This window comes from Mycobacterium sp. DL99, from assembly GCF_004762045.1.
Taxonomy (GTDB): domain Bacteria; phylum Actinomycetota; class Actinomycetes; order Mycobacteriales; family Mycobacteriaceae; genus Mycobacterium.
Genome location: NZ_SJOM01000007.1, coordinates 4,834,084 through 4,855,360 on the forward strand (window position 1 = coordinate 4,834,084; position 21,277 = coordinate 4,855,360).

General features: G+C 68.1%; 16 protein-coding genes. 10 read left to right on the top strand and 6 right to left on the bottom strand.

All coding sequences use genetic code 11. The features are described 5' to 3' along the window. Nucleotides 1–37: 37 nt before the first annotated feature. Entirely contained in the window at nt 38–577 is a 540-nt protein-coding gene (locus EYZ64_RS23565) for an LppP/LprE family lipoprotein (RefSeq protein WP_135460208.1), read from the top strand. 2 nt (nt 578–579) lie between these two features. Here EYZ64_RS23565 and EYZ64_RS23570 read toward each other — a convergent pair whose 3' ends face one another. After that, on the bottom strand, nt 580–1,317 hold the full coding sequence (locus EYZ64_RS23570) for an SDR family oxidoreductase (protein ID WP_135457210.1): 738 nt from the start codon (nt 1,315–1,317) through the stop codon (nt 580–582). 13 nt (nt 1,318–1,330) lie between these two features. Continuing rightward, on the bottom strand, nt 1,331–2,071 hold the full coding sequence (locus EYZ64_RS23575) for an SDR family oxidoreductase (RefSeq protein ID WP_135457212.1): 741 nt from the start codon (nt 2,069–2,071) through the stop codon (nt 1,331–1,333). A gap of 118 nt (nt 2,072–2,189) precedes the next feature. On the opposite strand from EYZ64_RS23575, the gene EYZ64_RS23580 reads away from it, so the two are divergent. The 3 genes from EYZ64_RS23580 to EYZ64_RS23590 are packed head-to-tail and all read left to right on the top strand — an operon-like array spanning nt 2,190 to nt 7,899. Continuing rightward, nucleotides 2,190–3,086: a LysR family transcriptional regulator gene (locus tag EYZ64_RS23580; protein WP_135457214.1), complete on the top strand. Its 897-nt coding sequence runs from the start codon at nt 2,190–2,192 to the stop codon at nt 3,084–3,086. 30 nt (nt 3,087–3,116) lie between these two features. After that, nucleotides 3,117–6,542 (top strand): TM0106 family RecB-like putative nuclease, encoded by a 3,426-nt coding sequence (locus EYZ64_RS23585; protein ID WP_135457216.1) that lies wholly within the window; start codon nt 3,117–3,119, stop codon nt 6,540–6,542. Then, on the top strand, nt 6,535–7,899 hold the full coding sequence (locus EYZ64_RS23590; RefSeq protein WP_135457218.1) for an FAD-binding oxidoreductase: 1,365 nt from the start codon (nt 6,535–6,537) through the stop codon (nt 7,897–7,899). Before EYZ64_RS23585 ends, EYZ64_RS23590 begins: the two co-directional genes overlap by 8 nt. Here EYZ64_RS23590 and EYZ64_RS23595 read toward each other — a convergent pair. Beyond that, nucleotides 7,862–9,583 (bottom strand): DHA2 family efflux MFS transporter permease subunit, encoded by a 1,722-nt coding sequence (locus tag EYZ64_RS23595; RefSeq protein WP_135457220.1) that lies wholly within the window; start codon nt 9,581–9,583, stop codon nt 7,862–7,864. The genes EYZ64_RS23590 and EYZ64_RS23595 overlap by 38 nt on opposite strands. A gap of 79 nt (nt 9,584–9,662) precedes the next feature. Beyond that, the gene (locus EYZ64_RS23600; protein ID WP_135457221.1) at nt 9,663–10,961 is read right to left on the bottom strand and encodes a multidrug effflux MFS transporter; all 1,299 of its coding nucleotides are present in this window, start codon (nt 10,959–10,961) and stop codon (nt 9,663–9,665) included. Between the two features lie 146 nt (nt 10,962–11,107). Here EYZ64_RS23600 and EYZ64_RS23605 point away from each other — a divergent pair, with 146 nt between their 5' ends. The 3 genes from EYZ64_RS23605 (at nt 11,108) to EYZ64_RS23615 (ending at nt 17,217) form a co-directional block, all read left to right on the top strand. Then, nucleotides 11,108–11,878 (top strand): hypothetical protein, encoded by a 771-nt coding sequence (locus EYZ64_RS23605; RefSeq protein ID WP_135457222.1) that lies wholly within the window; start codon nt 11,108–11,110, stop codon nt 11,876–11,878. A gap of 144 nt (nt 11,879–12,022) precedes the next feature. Beyond that, a complete protein-coding gene (locus EYZ64_RS23610) occupies nt 12,023–15,760 on the top strand; it encodes a multifunctional oxoglutarate decarboxylase/oxoglutarate dehydrogenase thiamine pyrophosphate-binding subunit/dihydrolipoyllysine-residue succinyltransferase subunit (protein WP_135457223.1) in 3,738 nt (1,245 codons plus the stop codon). 146 nt (nt 15,761–15,906) lie between these two features. Then, nucleotides 15,907–17,217: an MFS transporter gene (locus EYZ64_RS23615; protein ID WP_135460209.1), complete on the top strand. Its 1,311-nt coding sequence runs from the start codon at nt 15,907–15,909 to the stop codon at nt 17,215–17,217. 13 nt (nt 17,218–17,230) lie between these two features. Here EYZ64_RS23615 and map read toward each other — a convergent pair whose 3' ends face one another. After that, a complete protein-coding gene (map, locus tag EYZ64_RS23620) occupies nt 17,231–17,992 on the bottom strand; it encodes a type I methionyl aminopeptidase (protein ID WP_135457224.1) in 762 nt (253 codons plus the stop codon). A gap of 69 nt (nt 17,993–18,061) precedes the next feature. Here map and EYZ64_RS23625 point away from each other — a divergent pair, with 69 nt between their 5' ends. From EYZ64_RS23625 to EYZ64_RS23635, 3 genes are read left to right on the top strand one after another with little or no spacing between them, the layout of a single operon-like run. Next, entirely contained in the window at nt 18,062–18,322 is a 261-nt protein-coding gene (locus EYZ64_RS23625; RefSeq protein WP_135457225.1) for a helix-turn-helix domain-containing protein, read from the top strand. A 16-nt stretch (nt 18,323–18,338) separates the two neighbouring features. Then, the gene (locus EYZ64_RS23630) at nt 18,339–19,109 is read left to right on the top strand and encodes a class I SAM-dependent methyltransferase (RefSeq protein ID WP_135457226.1); all 771 of its coding nucleotides are present in this window, start codon (nt 18,339–18,341) and stop codon (nt 19,107–19,109) included. Between the two features lie 36 nt (nt 19,110–19,145). Then, nucleotides 19,146–19,970: an SDR family NAD(P)-dependent oxidoreductase gene (locus tag EYZ64_RS23635; protein WP_135457227.1), complete on the top strand. Its 825-nt coding sequence runs from the start codon at nt 19,146–19,148 to the stop codon at nt 19,968–19,970. On the opposite strand, the gene EYZ64_RS23640 is transcribed toward EYZ64_RS23635, so the two are convergent. Continuing rightward, entirely contained in the window at nt 19,909–21,261 is a 1,353-nt protein-coding gene (locus tag EYZ64_RS23640) for an ABC transporter ATP-binding protein (RefSeq protein WP_286175108.1), read from the bottom strand. The genes EYZ64_RS23635 and EYZ64_RS23640 overlap by 62 nt on opposite strands. Nucleotides 21,262–21,277: the final 16 nt, after the last annotated feature.

Below are 21,277 nucleotides of genomic sequence, written 5' to 3' on the forward strand. Positions count from 1 at the left end.
AGGTTGCCCAACTGTGAAACGGGTCGCAATGTTCACCATGGCCCCCGGCGCCATTTTGGCGGCTGTGCTCACTCTCGCGGGGTGCGGATCGGGCGATTCCACCGTCTCCAAAACCCCCGATGCGGGACCCGGCCCGGCCCCGACCTCGGTGTCCGCACCTGCCCCGAAGGCCGCTCCGACGTCAGCACCACCACAGGCCGACCCCTGTGCGGTGAACCTGGCCGCCCCGGAGATCGCCAAGGCCGTCTCCGAGCTGCCCCGCGATCCGCGCAGCAATCAGGCCTGGAGCCCCGAGCCGGTGGCGGGCAACTTCAACGAGTGCGCACAGCTGTCGGCGGTGATCGTGCGGGCCAACACCAACACCGAGCACCCCAACACCCGGGCGGTGCTGTTCCACCTCGGCAAGTTCATCCCGACCGGCGTGCCCGACACCTACGGCTTCAACGGCATCGACAAATCGGTCAGCACCGGTGACACCGTGGCGCTGCAGTACTCCGGCGGATTCCACGGGCTGGCCAGCACCGTGAAGTTCCGCTGGAACGGCAGCGGTGTGGAGTTGACGGGCAACGTCGGCTGAGTTCACAGATCGGAAGCGCCGCCGTCGACGAGTAGTTCGGTGCCGGTGGTGTAGGTGGCGTCGAACCCGAGAAAGATGATCGCCTTCGCCGCTTCCTCGGGGTTACCGAATCGCCGCATCGGGTTGGTGGCCTTGATCTGATCGAGGAACTCCCGGGCCGTTTCGGCGGACATGGTGCGTTCGAGAATGCCGGTGTCGATCGGCCCCGGGGAGACCGCGTTGACCCGGATTCCCCGATCGATCAGTTCCCGGGCGAACGTCCGTGTCATGGACCGCAGTGCCGCCTTCGTCGCCGAGTAGACACCCGTCGTCGCGATGCCCTTGGTGTTGCTGACCGAAGTGGTGAGCACCACGGCGCTGCCGGTGGGCAGTAGCGGCAGGAACTTCTGCAACGTGAAGAACGGTGCTTTGGCGTTGAGCGCAAAGAGCGTGTCGTACATGGCCTCAGTGGTGTCCTCGATCGTCGCGGTCGCGGTCCCACCGGCATTGAGCACCAGCAGGTCGACGCCGCCGAACTCGGCGGCCACCCGGGTGACGAGCGTGTCGATGTCGGTGACGGCGTCGCTGTGTTCCACGATCGCGCCCGGACCCAGTGTGGCCCTTGCACTTTCCAGCGATGCCGGGGTCCGCCCGGTGACCAGGACGCGGGCATCACCGCCGAGCAGCACCTTGGCGGTGGCCAGCCCGATACCGCTCGTCCCGCCGGTGATGACCACTCGTTTTCCTTGGTATGCCGTCACTTTCAGATCCCTCTCACAGCTGCGATTCGCCGCCGTCGACCACCAGCTCGATCCCGGCGACATATGTCGCGTCGAACGCCAGAAACGCCACCGCAGGCGCGAACTCTTGTGCGCGGCCCCATCGCTTCATCGGACTGCTCGCGGTGAACTCGGCCTTGAGTTGGGCGGCCTTCTCCGGCACTTCCTTCTCCAACTTGCCGGTGTCGATCGAGCCGGGGCTGATCGCGTTGACCCGTATTCCCCTGGGCAACAACTCCCGGCTGAGAGTGCGAGCCATCGATCGCAGCGCCGCCTTGCTGGCCGAGTACACGCTGAGTGCATCCCACCCGGTCTGGTTGGCGATCGACGTCGTCAGCACCACGCCACTGCCCTCGGACAGCAGCGGCGCCAGTCGCTGGGCGGTGAAGAACGGACCCTTCACGTTGATCGCGAAGACCTTGTCGAAGGTCTGCTCGGTCACCGCGTCGAAGGGGTCGAAGCTGCCGATGCCGGCGTTCAGTACCAGCGCGTCGATCGTGCCGAATTCGCCCCTGGCACGGTCGGCCAGGGCGTCGATATCCGCCAGCGAGCTCGCATCGCTGCGGACCGTGATTCCGTTGTCGCCGAGGCGGCGGCCCGCATCGTCGAGGGTGTCCTGTCCTCGGCCGGTCACCATGACCCGAGCGCCGTTGTCCACCAGGAACTGTGCGGCCGCCAACCCCAGACCACTGCTGCCCCCGGTGATCACCACATTCTTGCCGTCGTATCTGCCCATGCGTTCGAGTCTTCGGCAGCCGCCGACGGGCGTCCAAGACCTGTTCGGCACCCGGGCATACCGAAACGGAATACCCCTGGGTCACGCCGGGGTTGAGATGTCTCATGGAGACAGCACGGTGAACGATTCCGGGGTCGACCTCGAGCTGCGGCTGGTGCGGTATTTCACGGTGGTGGCAGAGCAGCTGAACTTCAGCCGGGCGGCCGCCGAGCTGCGCCTGGCACAGCCGTCGCTGAGTCGCCAGATTCAGCGCCTGGAAAAGCGTCTCGGTGTACGCCTGCTCGATCGCACACCGCAGGGCGCCCTGCTCACCGAGGCCGGTAAGGCGTTCCTGCCGCAGGCCCAGGCCCTCCTGCAGGCCGCACGACAGGCCGCACTGACCGCGCGCGCCTACGCCCCGGCCGGCAAGATCATCGTCGGCTATGTCGAGGACCTGATCATCACCCCGGCCGTCCGGGAACTGCGCCGCCTGCACCCCGGGGCCGAGATCAGCACCCACCACCTGGAGTGCCACGAGCAGCGGGCCTTCACCGAGGGACAGGTGGATGTCCTGGTTGCCAGGGACCCGCTGTTCATCCCGACCGCCGGGGCCCGGATCACCGTGCTCTACGAGGAGCCGCGCATGCTGGTGGTGCCAACCGACCACCACCTGGCCGACCGAACCGCGGTGTCACCGCACGATTTCGCCGGCGAGGAATTCATCTGCCCCCACGGCGGGGCCCGGTCGATCTACCCGACCGGCTCCTACCGGGAAAGTGACCCCGGGCCGGTCTCCGCCGGTCCCCTCAACGAGAGCTTCGAGGACCGGCTCGAGCTCATCGCGGGCGGGCAGGCGATCGCCGTGCTGCCCGTCGGCGATCGGCGCACCTCGTTGCGCGCCGACCTGGTCACCGTGCCGGTGGTGGGGTTCGCGGCCAGCCGGGTCCTGGTAGCCAGCCGCGTCGGTGACCCGAACCCCCTGGTTGCCGAGTTCCTCCGGACCGCCACCGCGCACCTCACCGCGCAAGCGGCCTGACGTGTCGGGGCGTTCACCTACAGTGGCAGCGTGTTCGTCACCGACGAGGGCGCGTCGGGTCCGACGGTCATCTACAGCGCCTCGGATCTGGCCGCGGCCGCCCGCTGTGAGTACGCCCTGCTGCGTTCCTTCGACGCGCAGCTCGGTCGTGGCCCTGCGGTGTCGTCCGACGACGAACTGCTGGCTCGCACCGCACAACTCGGCGGCGAACACGAGCAGCGCCATCTCGAGGACCTGCGCGCCGACTCTGAGGTGACGGTGATCGGCCGGCCCACCTACACGGCGGCGGGCTTGACGACGGCGGCCGAAGCCACCCTCCAAGCGGTGCAACGCCGCGACCCGGCGATCTATCAGGCCGCGATGTTCGACGGACGGTTCGCCGGGTTCGCCGATTTCCTGATCTGGGACGGTCAGCGCTACCGCCTGCGGGACACCAAACTGTCCCGCTCGGTCAAGGTGGAGGCGCTGCTCCAGCTGGCCGCCTACGCCGATGTGCTGTCGGGCGCCGGCGTGCCGGTCGCCGATGAGGTCGACCTCGTCCTCGGCGACGGGGCGATGTCCAGCTACCGCGTCGAAGAACTGCTGGCGGTGTACCGCCCGCGGCGCACCGCGCTTCAGGCACTGCTCGACGGTCACCTCGCCGGCGGCACCGCAGTGCAGTGGTCCGACGACACGGTGCGGGCGTGTTTCGGCTGCAGTGAATGCGAGCAGCAGATCCGCGCCACCGACGACCTGTTCCTGGTGGCCGGAATTCGGGCCAGCCAGCGCGCCCGGCTCATCGAGGCCGGTGTCACCACCACCCGTCAACTGGCCGACCACACCGATGCGGCGCCCGGGTTGGCCCAGCGCGCCCTGACCGCGCTGAGCGGGCAGGCCCGGCTGCAGGTGGCACCGCGGCCAGATGGCAAGCCGCCCTACGAAGTCGCCGATCCGCAGCCGCTGATGCTGCTGCCGGATCCGGACAAGGGCGACCTGTTCTTCGATTACGAAGGCGACCCGTTGTGGACGGCCAACGGTCAGGACTGGGGCCTGGAATACCTGTGGGGCGTTCTGGGCGCCGAAGGGAACTTCCAGCCGTTGTGGGCGCACGACCGGGCCAGCGAACGCCAGGTACTCATCGATTTCCTGGACCTGGTCCGCAAGCGGCGCAAGCGTTTTCCCAAGATGCACATCTACCACTACGCGCCCTATGAGCGCAGCACCCTGCTGCGTCTGACCGGCCGCTACGGGGTCGGCGAGAACGATGTCGACGACCTGCTGCGCAACGGTATCCTCGTCGATCTGCTTCCGTTGGTACGCAAGAGCATTCGCGTCGGCACCGAGAACTACAGCATCAAATCGCTGGAACCGCTGTACATGGGTAACGAATTGCGCGGCGGTGAGGTCACGAAGGCCACCGATTCGATCACCGAATACGCACGCTACTGCGCACTGCGCGACGCCGGTCACCACGACGAGGCCGCCACCGTGCTCAAGGAGATCGAGGACTACAACCGCTACGACTGCCGGTCCACCCACCGGCTGCGGGACTGGCTGATCAATCGAGCGTTCGAAGCCGAGGTGCCACCGCGCGGCCCACAACCGGTGCGTGACGGAGCACCGATCGAGAAGGCCGACGCCGTCGACCGCAAGCTGATGCGCTTCGCCGGTGACGGAGTGGAACCTCGAACGGCCGAGCAACAGGCGGTGGCGCTCATCGCCGCGGCCCGCGGTTTCCACAAACGTGAGGACAAACCGTTCTGGTGGGGTCATTTCGATCGGATCAACAGTCCCGTCGACGAATGGGCCGACAGCACAGGTGTTTTCGTCGCCGAACAAGCCCGGGTCGTGACCGACTGGCACACCCCGCCCCGGGCCCGCAAACCACAACGACAGGTCCTGCTGACCGGCACCATCGACACCGGGGAGCTGGGCACCGAGGTGTACGCGCTCTACGCCCCGCCGGCACCGGCAGGCCTGTCCGACGACCCGGACCGTCGCGGCTTCGGCAGCGCCGCCGTCGTCGAGTGCAACAACCCGGATGCGCCCACCGAGGTGGTGATCACCGAACGCCAACCCAAACACGGCGACACCTTCGCCCAGGTGCCGTTCGCGCTGACCCCCGGGCCGCCGATCAACACCAAGCCCCTGCAGGCATCCATCGACAGCACGGCAACCACCGTCTCCGCCGGTCTGCCGAAGCTGCCCGCCGACGCGGTGACCGATGTCCTGCTGCGCCGCCCACCCCGCACCGTCAGCGGCCGGGCACTGCCCCGCGGCGGGGAGACCGCCGCCGATATCACCGCGGCCCTGCTGGATCTGAACTCCTCATACCTCGCGGTGCACGGGCCGCCCGGCACAGGCAAGACCCACACGTCGGCGAAGATCATCGCCCACCTGGCCAACGAATATCACTGGCGGATCGGCATCGTCGCGCAGTCACACGCGGTGATCGAGCACCTGCTGGATCAGGTGATCGACGCCGGGGTGGACGCCGCGCTGGTTGCCAAGAAACGCAAGGGCGCCGACCCCCGGTGGACTGAGATCGACCAGAATCAGTACGCCTCGTTCATCGCCGATCATCCCGGATGCGTGATCGGCGGTACCGCATGGGATTTCGCGAACGAGGCCCGGGTCCCGCGCCTTTGCCTCGACCTGCTGGTGATCGAAGAGGCCGGCCAGTTCAACCTGGCCAATACCGTCGCGGTGGCCCCGGCCGCACGCAACCTTCTGCTCCTGGGGGATCCGCAGCAATTGCCCCAGGTCTGCCAGGGCACCCATCCGGCACCGGTCGACGATTCCGCATTGGGGTGGCTGGTCGAGGGTGCGCACACGCTGCCGGCCGACCGCGGCTACTTCCTGGACTGCTCGTTTCGGATGCATCCGGCAGTGTGCGGCCCGGTGTCGCGCCTGTCCTATGACGGTCGGCTGAAGTCACACGAAAAGGTCAGTGGCGCACGCAAACTCGACGGTATCGAACCCGGAGTTCGGGTACTCGAGGTCGGGCACCTGGGCAATTCGACCGACAGTCCCGAAGAGTCCGCAGCGATCGTCGCGGCCATCACCGGCCTGCTCGGCACCACATGGACCGACGAGCACGGCAGCACGCCGCTGGGGCAGGACCACTTCCTGGTGGTGACGCCCTACAACGCCCAGGTGACCACCGTGCGTCGAGCTCTCGACGCGGCGGGCCTGACCGAGGTACAGGCCGGCACGGTGGACAAGTTTCAGGGCCGACAGGCACCTGTGGTCTTCGTATCGATGACGGCGTCCTCGGCCGCCGATGTGCCCCGCGGGATCGGGTTCCTGCTGAACCGCAACCGGCTCAACGTGGCGATCAGCCGGGCCAAATATGTCGCGTACATCGTGCGCTCACCCCAGCTCACCGACTATCTGCCGGCTCAGCCGGACAGCCTGATCGCGCTCGGTGCATTCCTGGCCCTGACCGATCCTGTGATACACCCGACCGGTGACTGAAACGCTTACCGAAACGCTTGCCGGGATCGTCGGTGCCGGGTACGTCACCACCGACCCCGACGTGTTGGACGGTCGCTGCGTCGACCACACCGGGCGTTACCGCGGACAGGCCACCGCGCTGGTCCGCCCCGGCAGCGCCGACGAAGTGGCCGCGGTGCTGCGGGCCTGCCGCGACGCCGGAGCGTGTGTCACGGTGCAGGGCGGCCGAACCTCGCTGGTGGCCGGGACGGTGCCCGAGAACGACGACATCCTGCTGTCCACCGAGCGACTCACCGAGATCGGCACCGTCGACACCGTCGAGCGCCGGGTCAGTGTCGGTGCCGGGGTGACGCTGGCCGCCGTGCAGCGAGCTGCCACCGCGGCCGGGCTGGCGTTCGGGGTGGACCTTGCCGCGCGGGAATCGGCCACGGTCGGCGGCATGGCCTCCACCAACGCCGGGGGGTTGCGCACGGTGCGGTACGGCAACATGGGCGAGCAGGTACTGGGCCTGGACGTCGCACTGCCCGACGGGTCGGTGGTGCACCGGCACAGCCGGGTACGACGCGACAACACCGGCTACGACCTGGCCTCCCTCTTCGTCGGCGCGGAGGGCACCCTCGGCGTGATCACCGGCCTGGACCTCCGGCTACATCCCTCCCCCACCCACCGGGTCACCGCCATCTGCGGGTTCGCCAACCTGGACGCACTGGTCGGCGCCGGCCGCATCTTCCGCGACCTCGAGGGCATCGCCGCCCTGGAGTTGATCGACGCCCGAGCCAGCGCACTGACCGCCGAGCACCTCGGCGTGGGCGCCCCGGTCGACGGTGCCTGGCAGCTGCTGATCGAACTGGCCGGTGACAGCGACCAGACCGAACGCCTGGCCGATGCGCTCGAGGGCGCCGACCTCTGCGGCGAACCTGCCGTCGGCGTCGACACGAACTCCCAGCAGCGGTTGTGGCAGGTGCGCGAATCGGTGGCCGAGGTACTCGGGTTGTTCGGCCCGCCACTGAAATTCGATGTCTCCCTGCCGCTGTCAGCCATCCAGGGTTTCACCGACGCGGCCACCGAATTGATCGCCGGCCACGCGCCAGACGCCATCCCGGTGCTGTTCGGTCACATCGGCGAGGGCAACCTGCACCTGAACGTGCTGCGCTGCTCCACCCAGTCCGAACCCGGGCTGTACGCCGCGATGATGACGCTGATCGCCGACTGCGGCGGCAACGTCAGCTCCGAACACGGCGTCGGCTCACGCAAACGCGACTACGTGGCGATGTCACGCACCGAGGCCGACATCGCGGCAATGCGCACGGTCAAGGCCGCGTTCGACCCCGGTGGTTACCTCAATCGCGCCGTACTGTTTGGTCACGCTCGGACATGAACTCGGCGTAGAGGTTCTCCCACCGGTCGGGGTCAGCCGATACCGGCTGAGCCACGGGGACCGCCCGGAATGCATCCGTCACCGCCTCGTCGTCCACGTCGTCGTCGTCGCCGTCATGGCTCACGGCGAACTCGACGTAGTCGTCGTCATCGTCGTCACGAGGATCGATGTAGGGCTCCGGATCGGGCTCCGCCGCCAAGGTGGGCCGGGCATCGAAACCGAGCAGGAACAGGGCCGCCACCACACCGAACAGCGCGACGAACGCAGGCAGCAGCATCGACTGCGACATCGCCGCGGCGAACGGCGCGTGCAGGAACTCGGGCAGCTCGGCCGCCGCACCCTCCCCGCGCGGCGCCGCACTTGCCGCCCCCGGCAGTTCGGCGCCGATGCGCGACGTCATGTACGCCGCGATACCGGCGCTGCCCAGCACCGACCCGACCTGGCGCGTGGCGTTGTACACACCCGACCCCGCCCCGGCCAGGTCCGGTGGCAGGTTGCGCGTCGCCGTCGCGGCCAGCGGGGACCAGATGAACGCCATCCCGACGCCCATCACCACCTGCGGCAGCAGCAGCCGCCAGATCGGTGTCGTCGGGGTCATCTCCAGCGCCAGCCAGGTCAACCCGATCGCCATGGCCGAGAAGCCGAAGCCGATCACCGGCGTCGGATGTGCCCGGTCGACGATGCGGCCCACCACCGGTGCCAGCACACCGCTGGCGATCGCGGTCGGCGCGGTCAACAGGGCCGAGCGGATCGGCGACAGTCCGCATACGGTCTGGGCGTAGAACATCAGCGGCAGGATCATCGCTGTCACCGCGAACCCGATCGTCGCGACGCCCACGTTGGCCAGGCTGAAGTCGCGGTCTTTGAAGATCCGCAGCGGGATCAGCGGCTCGGCGGTGTTGACCGCCTGCCAGCACACGAACGCCACCATCACCGCGATGCCGACGGCCCCGGTGGCCCACACCCACGGCGCCCAGTCCCGCGACTGCCCCTCCTGCAGCGCGAACACGATCAGGAACATGCCGACGCCGGACAACACCACGCCCAGCACGTCGAACCGGTGCGGCTGGGTCGGCAGCACCGGAACCAACCACACCGCCAGCGCCAGACCCAGGATTCCGATCGGCACGTTGACGAAGAAGATCCACTGCCAGCCCAGTCCCCCGACCAGCACGCCACCGGCCAGCGGCCCGACCAGGGTGGCCACCCCGGCGGTCGCACCCCACACGCTCATCGCCACCCCGCGCCGCTCGGGCGGGAAGATGCGGGTGATCGTCGACAAGGTCTGCGGCGTCAACAACGCCGCGCCGATGCCCTGCACCACGCGTGCGGCGATCAACATCTCGACGCTGCCGGCCAGACCACACCACAGCGAGGCCAAGGTGAACACGGCCAGTCCGGCCAGATAGAGGTTCTTGGGCCCGTACACATCGCCGAGCCGACCGGCGACGAGCAACGGCACCGCATAAGCGAGCAGGTACGCACTGGTCACCCAGATGACCCCGTCGTAGTCCGCACCGAGCTGATCCATGATCGTGGGGTTGGCGACCGCGACGATCGTCGCGTCCACCAGGATCATGAAGAAGCCGACCATCATGGCCCACAGCGCGTTCCACGGATTCTCCGGACGCGCGGACACCCTGCCCTGCGGGCTCGGGGTGCGGGCGTTCAGCACTGGAGACATGTCGAATGTGGTGGGTTGGGCCTCGGGTCCGACCTAATTTGGGTTGTTGGCGCGCCCAGCCGACGCTACCCGGGACGGGTCAGGCCGGCTCGACAACCGCCTCCGGAGCGACGTCGAGCGTGTCGCCTGGGTATTCGCCGGCATCGTCGTCACCGTTACGCCGACCCACCATCAGCAGCGCTGCCAAGGCGATCGCCATGCCGGCCGTCATCACCCACGACAACGCCGGCGCACCGTTGCCCAGGGCCCCGATCGCGGGTGCCACCGCGGCACCGAGCCCGAACTGCGCCGCGCCCAGCAGCGCGGCCGCCGTTCCGGCAGCGTCGGGATGGCGCGACAGCGCCACCGCCGGGGCATTGGGAAGCACCAGACCCATCCCGGCCAGGATCGCCAGCACCGGCACCAAGAACGCGGACAGCCCGCCCACGTGCGCGACCGTCAGTGCGACGAACACCACGCCGGCCAGTGTCGACCAGGTCAGCGCCGCCACCGTGATGGCCTGCGGCGAGAACCGGCGCAGCAACACCACGTTGAACTGTGTGGAGCCGATCAGCGCGATGGCGCCCGCGGCGAACACCAACGCGAACGCCTGCTGGTCCAGACCGTAATGGCCCTGCAGGACGAACGGCGCGGCCGAGATGTAGGCGAACAGCCCGGACATGCCCAGCGCGGCGACCAGCACCAGGATCACGAACCGCGAGTCACGCAGAAGCTCGACGTAGGTGCCGATGATGCCGCCCACCGCCAGCGGGCGCCGGTGCGAAACCGGCAGCGTCTCGGGCAGGGCGAGCGCAGCCATCACCAACAGTCCGCCGGCCGCCACCACCAGCGCGACGAAGACCCAGTGCCAGGACCCGTGCAACAGCACCGCCGCGCCCAACGACGGCGCCAGCACCGGAGCCACCCCGAGCACCAGCATCAACCGCGACATCACCGTCGCCGCCGCCGTGCCGCTGTAGAGGTCACCGACCACGGCGATGGCCACCACCGAGGCGGCCGCCGCACCCATGCCCTGCAGTCCGCGGGCCAGCCCGAGGATCGCGATGTTGGGCGCCAGTACACACAGCACCGAGGCCACCATGTGCAGCACGATGCCCGCCATCAAGGGACGCCTGCGGCCCAGCGAATCGGACAGCGGGCCGACGATCAGCTGGCCGAGTGCCAGGCCGGCCAGGGTGCCGGTGAGCGTCAACTGCGACACCGAGGAGGAGACCGAGAGCTCGTCGGCGATCCGGGGCAGCGCCGGCAGATACATGTCGATGGTCAGCGGCCCCAGCGCCACCAGGGCGCCCAGCACCAGGATCATCCGGATCCGGCCCGGCATCCGAGTGTGCGCTGTTGCCGATGCTGCCTGCCCCACGTCGGGCGATGATGCCATGAAGTTGAACAGCCCCGCATTTGAGTTTTTTGTTCCCCGTCACGTCCGGCGGACGTACGCAGTGACAGCCGTCACCCTCGGGCACCCGCAGCCGGTCGTCGTTCGTTCTCCCGGCGTCAGGTCACGCGTTAGCCTGGCAGTCAACGATGGGTTCACACCTGGGAGGCCCCGAAGTGCGTGCGCGGTCCAAGCCACAACTGCCTGCGACGGTCGAGGCGTCCGAAGATCCCAGCGCCGCCGCCAGGGTGCTCTCGACCATCATCGAGGGCAGCTCACGGGTCCAGGCGCCCGCGGTCAAGGCGTACGTGGACCGGCTTCGCAGCAACCAGCCCGATGCCACCCCGGCCCAGATCGTCACCCGGCTCGAGAAGCACTACCTGGCCGCAGTGATGGCCAGCGGTGCCGCCGTCGGCTCCGCGGCGGCGTTCCCGGGCATCGGGACCCTGGTGGCCCTGTCGGCCGTCGCCGGCGAGACAGTCGTGTTCCTCGAAGCCACGTCGGTGTTCGTGCTGGCGGTCGCCGAGGTCCACGGCATCCCCGCCGACCACCGCGAACGGCGCCGCGCCCTGGTGCTCTCGGTGCTCGTCGGCGATGACAGCAAGCACGCCATCGCCGACCTCCTGGGCACCGGACGCACAAGCGGCGCATGGCTGTCCGACGGTGCCGCGACCCTACCGTTGCCCGCCGTGTCGCAGCTCAACTCCCGGCTGGTCAAGTACTTCGTCAAGCGGTATACGCTCAAGCGCGGCGCGATGGCTTTCGGCAAGATGCTGCCGGTGGGTATCGGTGCTGTCATCGGCGGTGTCGGCAACCGGCTGATGGGTAAGAAGATCGTCGCCAACGCCCGCCAGGCGTTCGGCGCGCCCCCGCCGCGGTGGCCTGCAACGCTGCATGTACTGCCGTCCGCAAAGTCCTGAGGCCCATGCCGACCTCGGGTCGCGCCGAAAGGCGATAGCCTTTATGCGGCGGTCGAGCGGGGTCAACCGCCCACAGAAGAAACACAAGCGGCAAGCCTCCTTGTGACGGCGAGCCGGACATAAGAATCGAGGCGAGTGTCTGCCGTGAGCAGTTCACCTTCACCATTCGGGCAGAACGAGTGGTTGGTCGAGGAGATGTATCGCAAGTTCCGCGAGGATCCCTCTTCGGTGGATCCGAGTTGGCACGAATTTCTGGTCGACTACTCCCCTGAGCCCACCACCGACAACACCGTCGCCAACGGTCAGTCGACGGCGCCGGCTGCGCCAGCAGCAACTCCGGCCGCGCCAGCAGCGCCGGCTGCGCCAGCAGCAACTCCGGCCGCGCCTGCGGCGCCCGCTCCGGCGACCGCCGCTCCGGCGGCGCCCGCGAAGCCTCCGGCAAAAGCGGCTCCGGCCAAGGCTGCGCCGGCCGCTCCCACCGCGGCCGAGGGCGACGAGACGCAGGTGCTGCGCGGCGCCGCAGCAGCCGTCGTCAAGAACATGAACGCTTCGCTGGAGGTGCCCACCGCGACGAGCGTGCGGGCCATCCCGGCCAAGCTGATGATCGACAACCGCGTCGTCATCAACAACCACCTCAAGCGCACCCGCGGCGGCAAGGTCAGCTTCACCCACCTGCTCGGCTACGCCATCGTGCAGGCGGTCAAGAAGTTCCCGAACATGAACCGGTACTTCGCCGAGGCCAACGGCAAGCCCGCCGCGGTCACGCCGGCCCACACGAATCTGGGCCTGGCCATCGACCTGCCCGGCAAGGACGGCAGCCGCTCACTGGTCGTGGCCGCGATCAAGCGCTGCGAGACCATGCATTTCGGCCAGTTCATCGCAGCATACGAGGACATCGTGCGGCGGGCCCGCGACGGAAAGCTGACCGCCGAGGACTTCTCCGGCGTGACGATCTCGCTGACCAACCCGGGCACCATCGGCACCGTGCACTCGGTGCCGCGGCTCATGCAGGGCCAGGGCGCCATCATCGGTGCCGGCGCCATGGAGTACCCGGCCGAGTTCCAGGGCGCCAGCGAGGAACGCATCGCCGACCTGGGCATCGGCAAGCTGATCACCCTGACCTCGACGTATGACCACCGCATCATCCAGGGCGCGGAGTCGGGTGACTTCCTGCGCACCATCCACCAGTTGCTGCTGGACGACGAGTTCTTCGACGAAATCTTCCGCGAACTCGGCATCCCGTACGAGCCGGTGCGCTGGCGCACGGACAACCCGGACTCCATCGCCGACAAGAACGCACGTGTCATCGAACTGATTGCGGCCTACCGCAACCGCGGCCACCTGATGGCCGACATTGACCCGCTGCGACTGGACAACACCCGGTTCCGCAGTCACCCGGACCTCGACGTCAACACCCACGGGCTGACGCTGTGGGACCTGGACCGCGAGTTCAAGGTGGACGGGTTCTCCGGCAAGCAACACATGAAGCTGCGCGATGTGCTGTCGGTGCTGCGGGATGCGTACTGCCGCCACATCGGCGTGGAGTACACCCACATCCTCGAGCCCGAGCAGCAACGCTGGCTGCAGGAACGCGTCGAGATCAAGCATGACAAGCCGACCGTCGCCGAGCAGAAGTACATTCTGAGCAAGCTCAATGCGGCCGAGGCGTTCGAGACCTTCCTGCAAACCAAATACGTTGGGCAGAAGCGCTTCTCGCTCGAAGGTGCAGAGACCGTCATCCCGATGATGGACGCCGCGATCGACCAGTGCGCCGAGCACGCGCTCGACGAGGTCGTCATCGGCATGCCACACCGCGGCCGGCTCAACGTGCTGGCCAACATCGTAGGCAAGCCCTACAGCCAGATCTTCACCGAGTTCGAGGGCAACCTGAACCCGTCGCAGGCGCATGGCTCCGGCGACGTGAAATACCACCTCGGCGCATCCGGCAACTACATCCAGATGTTCGGCGACAACGACATTCAGGTGTCGCTGACCGCCAACCCGTCGCACCTCGAAGCGGTCGACCCGGTGCTCGAGGGCCTGGTCCGGGCCAAGCAGGATCTACTGGACGGCAGCAGGGACGCCGACGTCTCCGGTGAGTACCCCGTCGTCCCGCTGATGTTGCACGGCGACGCGGCATTCGCCGGCCAGGGCGTGGTCGCCGAGACACTGAACCTCGCGCTGCTCAACGGTTACACGACCGGCGGCACGGTCCACATCGTGGTCAACAACCAGATCGGGTTCACCACGGCGCCAACGGATTCGCGCTCCAGCGAGTACTGCACCGACGTCGCCAAGATGATCGGTGCGCCGATCTTCCACGTCAACGGCGACGACCCGGAGGCGTGCGCCTGGGTGGCGCGGCTGGCCGTGGACTTCCGCCAGGCGTTCAAGAAGGACGTCGTCATCGACATGCTGTGCTACCGCCGCCGCGGACACAACGAAGGCGACGACCCGTCGATGACCCAGCCGTACATGTACGACGTCATCGACACCAAGCGCGGCTCCCGCAAGGCCTACACCGAGGCCCTGATCGGCCGCGGCGACATCTCGATGAAAGAGGCCGAGGACGCCCTGCGCGACTACCAGGGCCAGCTCGAGCGGGTGTTCAACGAGGTGCGCGAACTGGAGAAGCACGCCGCCGAACCCAGCGAGTCCGTCGAGTCCGACCAGCAGATCCCGCAGCGGCTGGCCACCGCGGTGGACAAGTCGCTGCTGGCCCGGATCGGCGATGCCCACCTGGCCCTGCCGGACGGGTTCACCGTGCACCCGCGCGTCAAGCCGGTGCTGGAGAAGCGCCGGGAGATGGCCTACGAAGGCAAGGTCGACTGGGCATTCGCCGAGCTGCTCGCGCTCGGGTCGCTCATCTCGGAGGGCAAGCTGGTCCGGTTGAGCGGCCAGGACACCCAGCGCGGCACGTTCACCCAGCGCCACGCCGTGATCGTCGACCGCAAGACCGGCGAGGAGTTCACCCCGCTGCAGCTGCTGGCCACGAGCACCGACGGCACCCCGACCGGCGGCAAGCTCCTGGTGTACAACTCGGCGCTGTCGGAGTACGCCGCGGTGGGCTTCGAATACGGCTACTCGGTGGGCAATCCGGACGCAATGGTGTTGTGGGAGGCCCAGTTCGGCGACTTCGTCAACGGCGCCCAGTCGATCATCGACGAGTTCATCAGCTCCGGTGAGGCCAAGTGGGGTCAGCTGTCCGACGTCGTGCTGCTGCTGCCGCACGGCCACGAGGGCCAGGGCCCCGACCATACGTCGGGCCGCATCGAGCGCTTCCTGCAGCTGTGGGCCGAGGGTTCGATGACCATCGCGGTGCCGTCGACCCCGGCGAACTACTTCCACCTGTTGCGCCGCCACGGCCTCGACGGCATCCAGCGTCCGCTGATCGTCTTCACCCCGAAGTCGATGCTGCGCAACAAGGCCGCCGTCAGCGACATCCGGGACTTCACCGAGAACAAGTTCCGCTCGGTGCTGGAGGAAGCCTCCTACACCGATGGTGAGGGCGACCGCAGCAAGGTCACCCGGGTCCTGTTGTGCAGCGGCAAGATCTATTACGACCTGGCGGCGCGCAAGGCCAAGGACAACCGTGAGGACGTCGCGATCGTGCGTCTCGAACAGCTCGCCCCGCTGCCGCGGCGCCGGCTGGCGGAGACGCTGGACCGCTACCCGAACGCCACGGAGAAGTTCTGGGTACAGGAGGAGCCGGCCAACCAGGGTGCATGGCCGTCGCTGGGCCTGACCCTGCCCGAGGTGCTGCCGGACTACTTCACCCCGATCAGGCGGATCTCGCGGCGCGCGATGTCGGCTCCGTCCTCGGGGTCGTCGAAGGTGCATGCCGTCGAACAGCAGGAGATCATCGATCTGGCCTTCGGGTAACCAGCTTCCCTGATCTCCGAAGTCAACGAAATGGTCGCTGCCGCACGACGGTAGCGACCATTTCGCTTCTTTCGGGGCGGGTTTCGATCAGGGTGCGCACAACGCTGGGCGGGGCGAGTGGCGGTAACTAGACAACTAGGGTGACATTGACGCCCGTCGCCGCCCCCGCCCAGACGGGCCCAGCGACACCCACCAATCCCGCCACGGTGCGCACCGCGGTCCTGGCCAGCGTGCTCGGGACGACGATCGAGTGGTACGACTTCTTCCTGTACGCCACGGCCGCGAGCCTGGTGTTCAACCACACCTTCTTCCCGGACCAGAGCTCTTTCGTCGGCACGATGCTGGCGTTCGCCACGTTCGCGGTCGGGTTCCTGGTCCGGCCCATCGGCGGATTCGTCTTCGGTCACATCGGCGACCGGATCGGCCGCAAGAAGACGCTCGCCCTGACGATGCTGCTGATGGGCACGGCCACCGCGTTGATGGGTGTGCTGCCCACCGCGGCGCAGATCGGTGTGCTGGCGCCGGTCCTGCTTCTGGTGTTGCGCGTGGTTCAGGGATTCGCCCTCGGCGGTGAGTGGGCCGGCGCGGTGCTGCTGGCCGTCGAGCACAGCCCTCGTCATCGCCGCGGATTGTTCGGGAGCATCCCCCAGGTCGGGCTGGCGCTGGGCCTGGCGCTCGGCACCGGGGTGTTCGTACTGTTGCAGCTGTGGCTGTCGGCCGAGGCGTTCCAGGCCTACGGGTGGCGGATCGCGTTCCTGTTCAGCGTCGTGCTGGTGATCTTCGGCGTCGTGGTGCGGTTCCGGGTGGCCGAGACCCCGGCGTTCGAGAAGCTGCGCGACGACGACGAACGCTCGGCGGTCCCCGTGAAGGAGATCTTCCGTCCCCCGACGCTGCGCTCGACCGTGCTGGGCCTCTTGTCACGCTGGGGCGAGGGCGCCGCGTTCAACACCTGGGGCGTGTTCACCATCTCGTATGCCACCGCGACCCTGCACCTGGGCAAGGTGCCCGTCCTGGCCGTGGTGACCGCGGCAGCGCTGCTCATGGCGGTGCTGCTGCCGGTGTCGGGTCTCCTGGCCGACCGGTTCAGCCCGAAGGCCGTCTACGCGTCGGGCATCGCCGCATACGCGGTCGTGGTGTTCCCGGCGTTCGCGTTGTTCGGCACCGGCAACATCGTGGCGTACGCGGTGGGAATGTTGTTGGCGTTCGGGGTCATTCACGCCTGGTTCTACGGCGCGCAGGGCACGCTGTACGCGTCACTGTTCCCGACCCGCACCCGCTACACGGGGCTGTCGACGGTGTATCAGCTCTCCGGGGTCTACGCCTCTGGCCTGACCCCGCTGATCCTGACGGCGTTGATCGCGGCGGGCGGCGGCACCCCCTGGTTGGCGTGCGGGTACCTGGTGGCCACCGCGGTGATCAGCGTCGTCGCGACACTGTTGCTGCGCCCCGAGCACTAGGCGGCAGCAAGAGTCAGCACGTCAGTACCAGCGGGCCGGACTCGGTGATCGCCACGGTGTTCTCGGTGTGGGCGGTACGGGAGCCGTCGGCCGATCGGATGGTCCACCCGTCGCGGTCGTAGACGATGCGGTTGGTGCCGGCGGCAAGCCACGGTTCGAGCGCCAGCGTCATCCCCGCCCGCAACTTCATGCCGCGGCCCGGATTGCCGCGGTTGGGCACGTGCGGGTCCTCATGCATGGTCCGGCCCAGCCCGTGCCCACCGAATTCGAGGTTGACCGGGTAGCCGTAGTCGGCCGCGACGGCGCCGATGGCGGCCGAGATGTCGCCGAGCCGGTTACCCGGCCGTGCTTCGGCGGTTCCGGCGGCCAGCGCCTCCTCGGTGGCCCGGACCAGTCGCACGTCGGCGGCCGCGGGGGTGCCGACGATCACGGTGCGCGCCGCGTCAGCCACCCAACCGTCGATGGACACCGCGAAGTCCATGCTGAGCACATCGCCGTCGCACAGCCGGTAGTCATGCGGAAGGCCATGCAGCACAGCGTCGTTGACCGACAGGCAGATGACGTTGCGGAACGGACCTTTGCCGAACGACGGGTCGTAGTCCCAGTAGCAGGACTCGGCGCCGCGGCGTTTGACCATGTCGCGGGCGTGGTGTTCGAGGTCGAGCAGGTTCACTCCGATCGCGGCGAGCCCACTCAGCTCGCTGAGCACCTCGGCCACGAACCGCCCGGTGACCCGCATCTTCTCGATCTCGGCGTCGGTCTTCAGCTCGATCATGTCTACACCTTCCTCGGTATTTAAATACCAACACTAGCGGTATATAAATACCGGCGCTACCGTGGAGCCGTGGTCCGCACCCCGCTCACACCCGCACAGATCGCGGCCGGCCGACGGCTCGGCGAGACCCTGCGCGCCGCCCGGGGCGCCCGCTCGCTCGACGAGGTGGCCGAACATGCCGGCATCTCCCCGGAGACCCTGCGCAAGATCGAGACCGGCCGGCTGCCCTCCCCCGCGTTCGGCACGGTCGTCGGACTGAGCGACGCCCTCGGAATTCCGCTGGAGGCCCTGGCGCAGGTATGGCGGCCGGTGCGCGCGGCGGCGTCATAGCCCTACCGTGGGAGAAATGGACTCCCCGGATTACGGATTCGACGGCGATTACAACAAGGTGTCGGCACGCAACCAGGCCGCGATCGCCGGCGGCGCGTTCATCGGCCTGCTGATCACGGCGATCATCGGCATCGTTCGCGGTCGACACCGAACCGGCCGGCTCGCAGGGGGTTTGGCCGCGTTGCTGGCGACCACCGTCGGATTGTTCGTGCACGCCACGCGGCGCGGGAAGTTCGTGGTGTGGCGCGACATCCTCGACGACCTGGCCCTGCGGGGCGATGAGACGCTGCTCGATCTCGGCTGCGGGCGCGGCGCGGTGCTGCACGCCGCGGCCAAACGGCTACCGGACGGACGCGCCCTGGGCGTCGACCTGTGGCGTGCCGATCAGACCGGCAACTCGCCGGAGCAGACTCTGGCCAACGCGGCAGCCGAGGGCGTCGCCGACAGGGTCGAGGTACACACCGGCGACATGACCGCGCTGCCGTTCGACGATGCCAGCGTCGACGTCATCGTCAGCAGCCTGGCCATTCACAACATCCCGGATCGCGCCGGCCGGTCCCGCGCACTCGATGAGGCCGCCCGGGTGTTGCGCCCCGGTGGGCGACTGGCGATCGCCGATATCTGGGACACCCGGCGCCACACCGACCGGTTGCGCGCCATCGGCTGGCAAGACGTGCGGCGAAGAAATCTCGGCTGGCGGATGTGGTGGGGCGGCCCTTATGTGGGAACTCACCTGGTGACCGCCACCAAGCCAGCCGACGAACGCGAGACCGCGGGTACCGGCTAATCTCGACAAAAGGTCGAACGACACAAGGGAGTGGGCATGGAAGGCTTCGCCGGAAAGGTCGCCGTCGTAACCGGCGCCGGATCAGGCATCGGACAGGCTCTGGCCATCGAGCTGGGACGCTCGGGCGCCAAATTGGCGATCAGCGACGTCGACACCGAAGGCCTGGCCGTCACCGAGGAACGCCTCAAGGCGATCGGCGCCGAGGTCAAGACCGACCGGCTCGACGTCACCGAGCGCGAGGCTTTCCTGCTCTACGCCGACGCGGTCAAGGAGCACTTCGGCAAGGTCAACCAGATCTACAACAACGCAGGCATCGCATTCAGCGGCGACGTCGAGATCAGCCAGTTCAAGGACATCGAGCGGGTGATGGACGTCGACTATTGGGGCGTCGTCAACGGCACCAAGGCCTTCCTGCCGCACCTGATCGCCTCCGGCGACGGGCACGTCATCAACGTCTCCAGCCTGTTCGGCATCTTCTCGGTTCCCGGCCAGGCCGCCTACAACTCGGCCAAGTTCGCGGTGCGCGGCTTCACCGAGGCCCTGCGTCAGGAAATGGCCCTGGCCAAGCATCCGGTCAAGGTGACGTGTGTGCACCCGGGCGGGATCAAGACCGCCATCGCGCGCAATGCCACCGTCGCCGAGGGACTGGACCAGAAGGCGCTCGCGGAAACCTTCGATCGGCAGCTGGCCAACACCACTCCCCAGCGCGCCGCCACGATCATCCTCGAGGCCGTGCGCAAGGACAAGGCGCGCGTGCTGGTCGGGGCCGACGCCAAGATCCTCGACGTCATCGTGCGGATCACCGGCTCCGGCTACCAGAAGCTGTTCGCCTCCGCGATGGGTCGGATGATCCCGCGCTGACGCCGGCCACTGGATCTGCCGAGATCTGGTCGCTGTCGGTGTCGTAGTCGAACAGCTCGCCGTAGCGACCCCAGTCGATCGCGATGTCGAGTTGGCGCTGGGCGTCGTCCGGACCGAACCCACGCCGGAGCAGATCCAGGAAGAACCCGGCCCGCAGGTTTCCATCGGAGCTGGTACCCAGCGCGGTGCAGATGGTGCGGACCAACGGCGCCCGTGTGCGCGCCTGCTCGGCGAAGATCCGCTTGCTCGACTGGATGTCGGCGGTGGTGAATTCACCTCCGGTAACCGTCAATTCGAGGTCCCCGTGGCGCACGTGCAACATCCCGAGCATGGCCGCGGCGTCCACGAGCGGCAGCAGGTCGTCGATCTCGAAGTTGAGTTCGGTGGCGATGTCGGGCAGGTCGGCTTTCCCGCCTCTGGCGTAGACGATCTCGACCAGCCCGGCCAGGCCGCCGACGGTGGCATCCGGCAGCGGGACGCTCGTCGGGGTCGCCTCGGTGGATTCGGGCCGCGCCGCACCGGATTCGGTACCGGTCAACAGCTCGTAGAGCTTGTCAACCAGCGCCTCGAACGCCGGAGCGCGGCGGTCCCTGGGCCGGGCCAGGTCCACGCTGACCTCGGCGCGGATCCGGCCGGGGTTGGCGTCCAGCACGATGACCCGATCGGCGAGCAGCACGGCCTCCTCGATGTTGTGGGTCACCAGGCAGATCGCCTGGGTCGGGAACTGCCCTCCGGTCCACAGCGCCATCAGCTCGGTGCGCAGGTTCTCGGCGGTCAGCACGTCCAGCGCGGAGAACGGCTCGTCCATCAACAGCAGATCCGGCTCCAGCACCAGCGCCCTGGCGAACCCGACCCGCTGCCGCATGCCGCCGGAAAGCTCCTTCGGATAAGCCGATTCGAACCCGTCCAGGCCGATCATGTCGATCGCGGCCAGGGCCTGCGCCCGCCGCCGTGACGGCGACACACCGCGGGCGGCCAGGCCGAGCTCGACATTGTCCTGCACGGTCAGCCACGGCATCAGCGCGAACGTCTGAAACACCATGGCGGTGCCTGGATTCGCGCCGTTGAGCTCGGTGCCGCGATAACGGACGGAGCCGCTCGTCGGGGCGATCAGGCCGGCGATCGTGCGCAGCAGGGTCGACTTGCCGGAGCCGGAGCGGCCCAGCAGTGCGACGACCTCGCGGGCCCGCAGGTCCAGCTTGATGTCGTCGAGCACCAGCAGGGAGTCACCGGCCGACCCGGTGAAACTCTTGCTCACGCCGTCGACGCTGATCAGTACGTTGTCGGTCATGGGAACCTCCATCGGA

Bases quoted from the DNA above. Each gene is read 5' to 3' on its own strand.
- EYZ64_RS23565 (WP_135460208.1), top strand. From the start codon at position 38: ATGGCCCCCGGCGCCATTTTGGCGGCTGTGCTCACTCTCGCGGGGTGC.
- EYZ64_RS23595 (WP_135457220.1), bottom strand. From the start codon at position 9,583: ATGTCTCCAGTGCTGAACGCCCGCACCCCGAGCCCGCAGGGCAGGGTG.
- EYZ64_RS23600 (WP_135457221.1), bottom strand. From the start codon at position 10,961: ATGGCATCATCGCCCGACGTGGGGCAGGCAGCATCGGCAACAGCGCAC.
- map (WP_135457224.1), bottom strand. From the start codon at position 17,992: ATGATCGAGCTGAAGACCGACGCCGAGATCGAGAAGATGCGGGTCACC.
- EYZ64_RS23640 (WP_286175108.1), bottom strand. From the start codon at position 21,261: ATGACCGACAACGTACTGATCAGCGTCGACGGCGTGAGCAAGAGTTTC.
- EYZ64_RS23630 (WP_135457226.1), top strand. From the start codon at position 18,339: ATGGACTCCCCGGATTACGGATTCGACGGCGATTACAACAAGGTGTCG.
- EYZ64_RS23605 (WP_135457222.1), top strand. From the start codon at position 11,108: ATGGGTTCACACCTGGGAGGCCCCGAAGTGCGTGCGCGGTCCAAGCCA.
- EYZ64_RS23575 (WP_135457212.1), bottom strand. From the start codon at position 2,071: ATGGGCAGATACGACGGCAAGAATGTGGTGATCACCGGGGGCAGCAGT.
- EYZ64_RS23635 (WP_135457227.1), top strand. From the start codon at position 19,146: ATGGAAGGCTTCGCCGGAAAGGTCGCCGTCGTAACCGGCGCCGGATCA.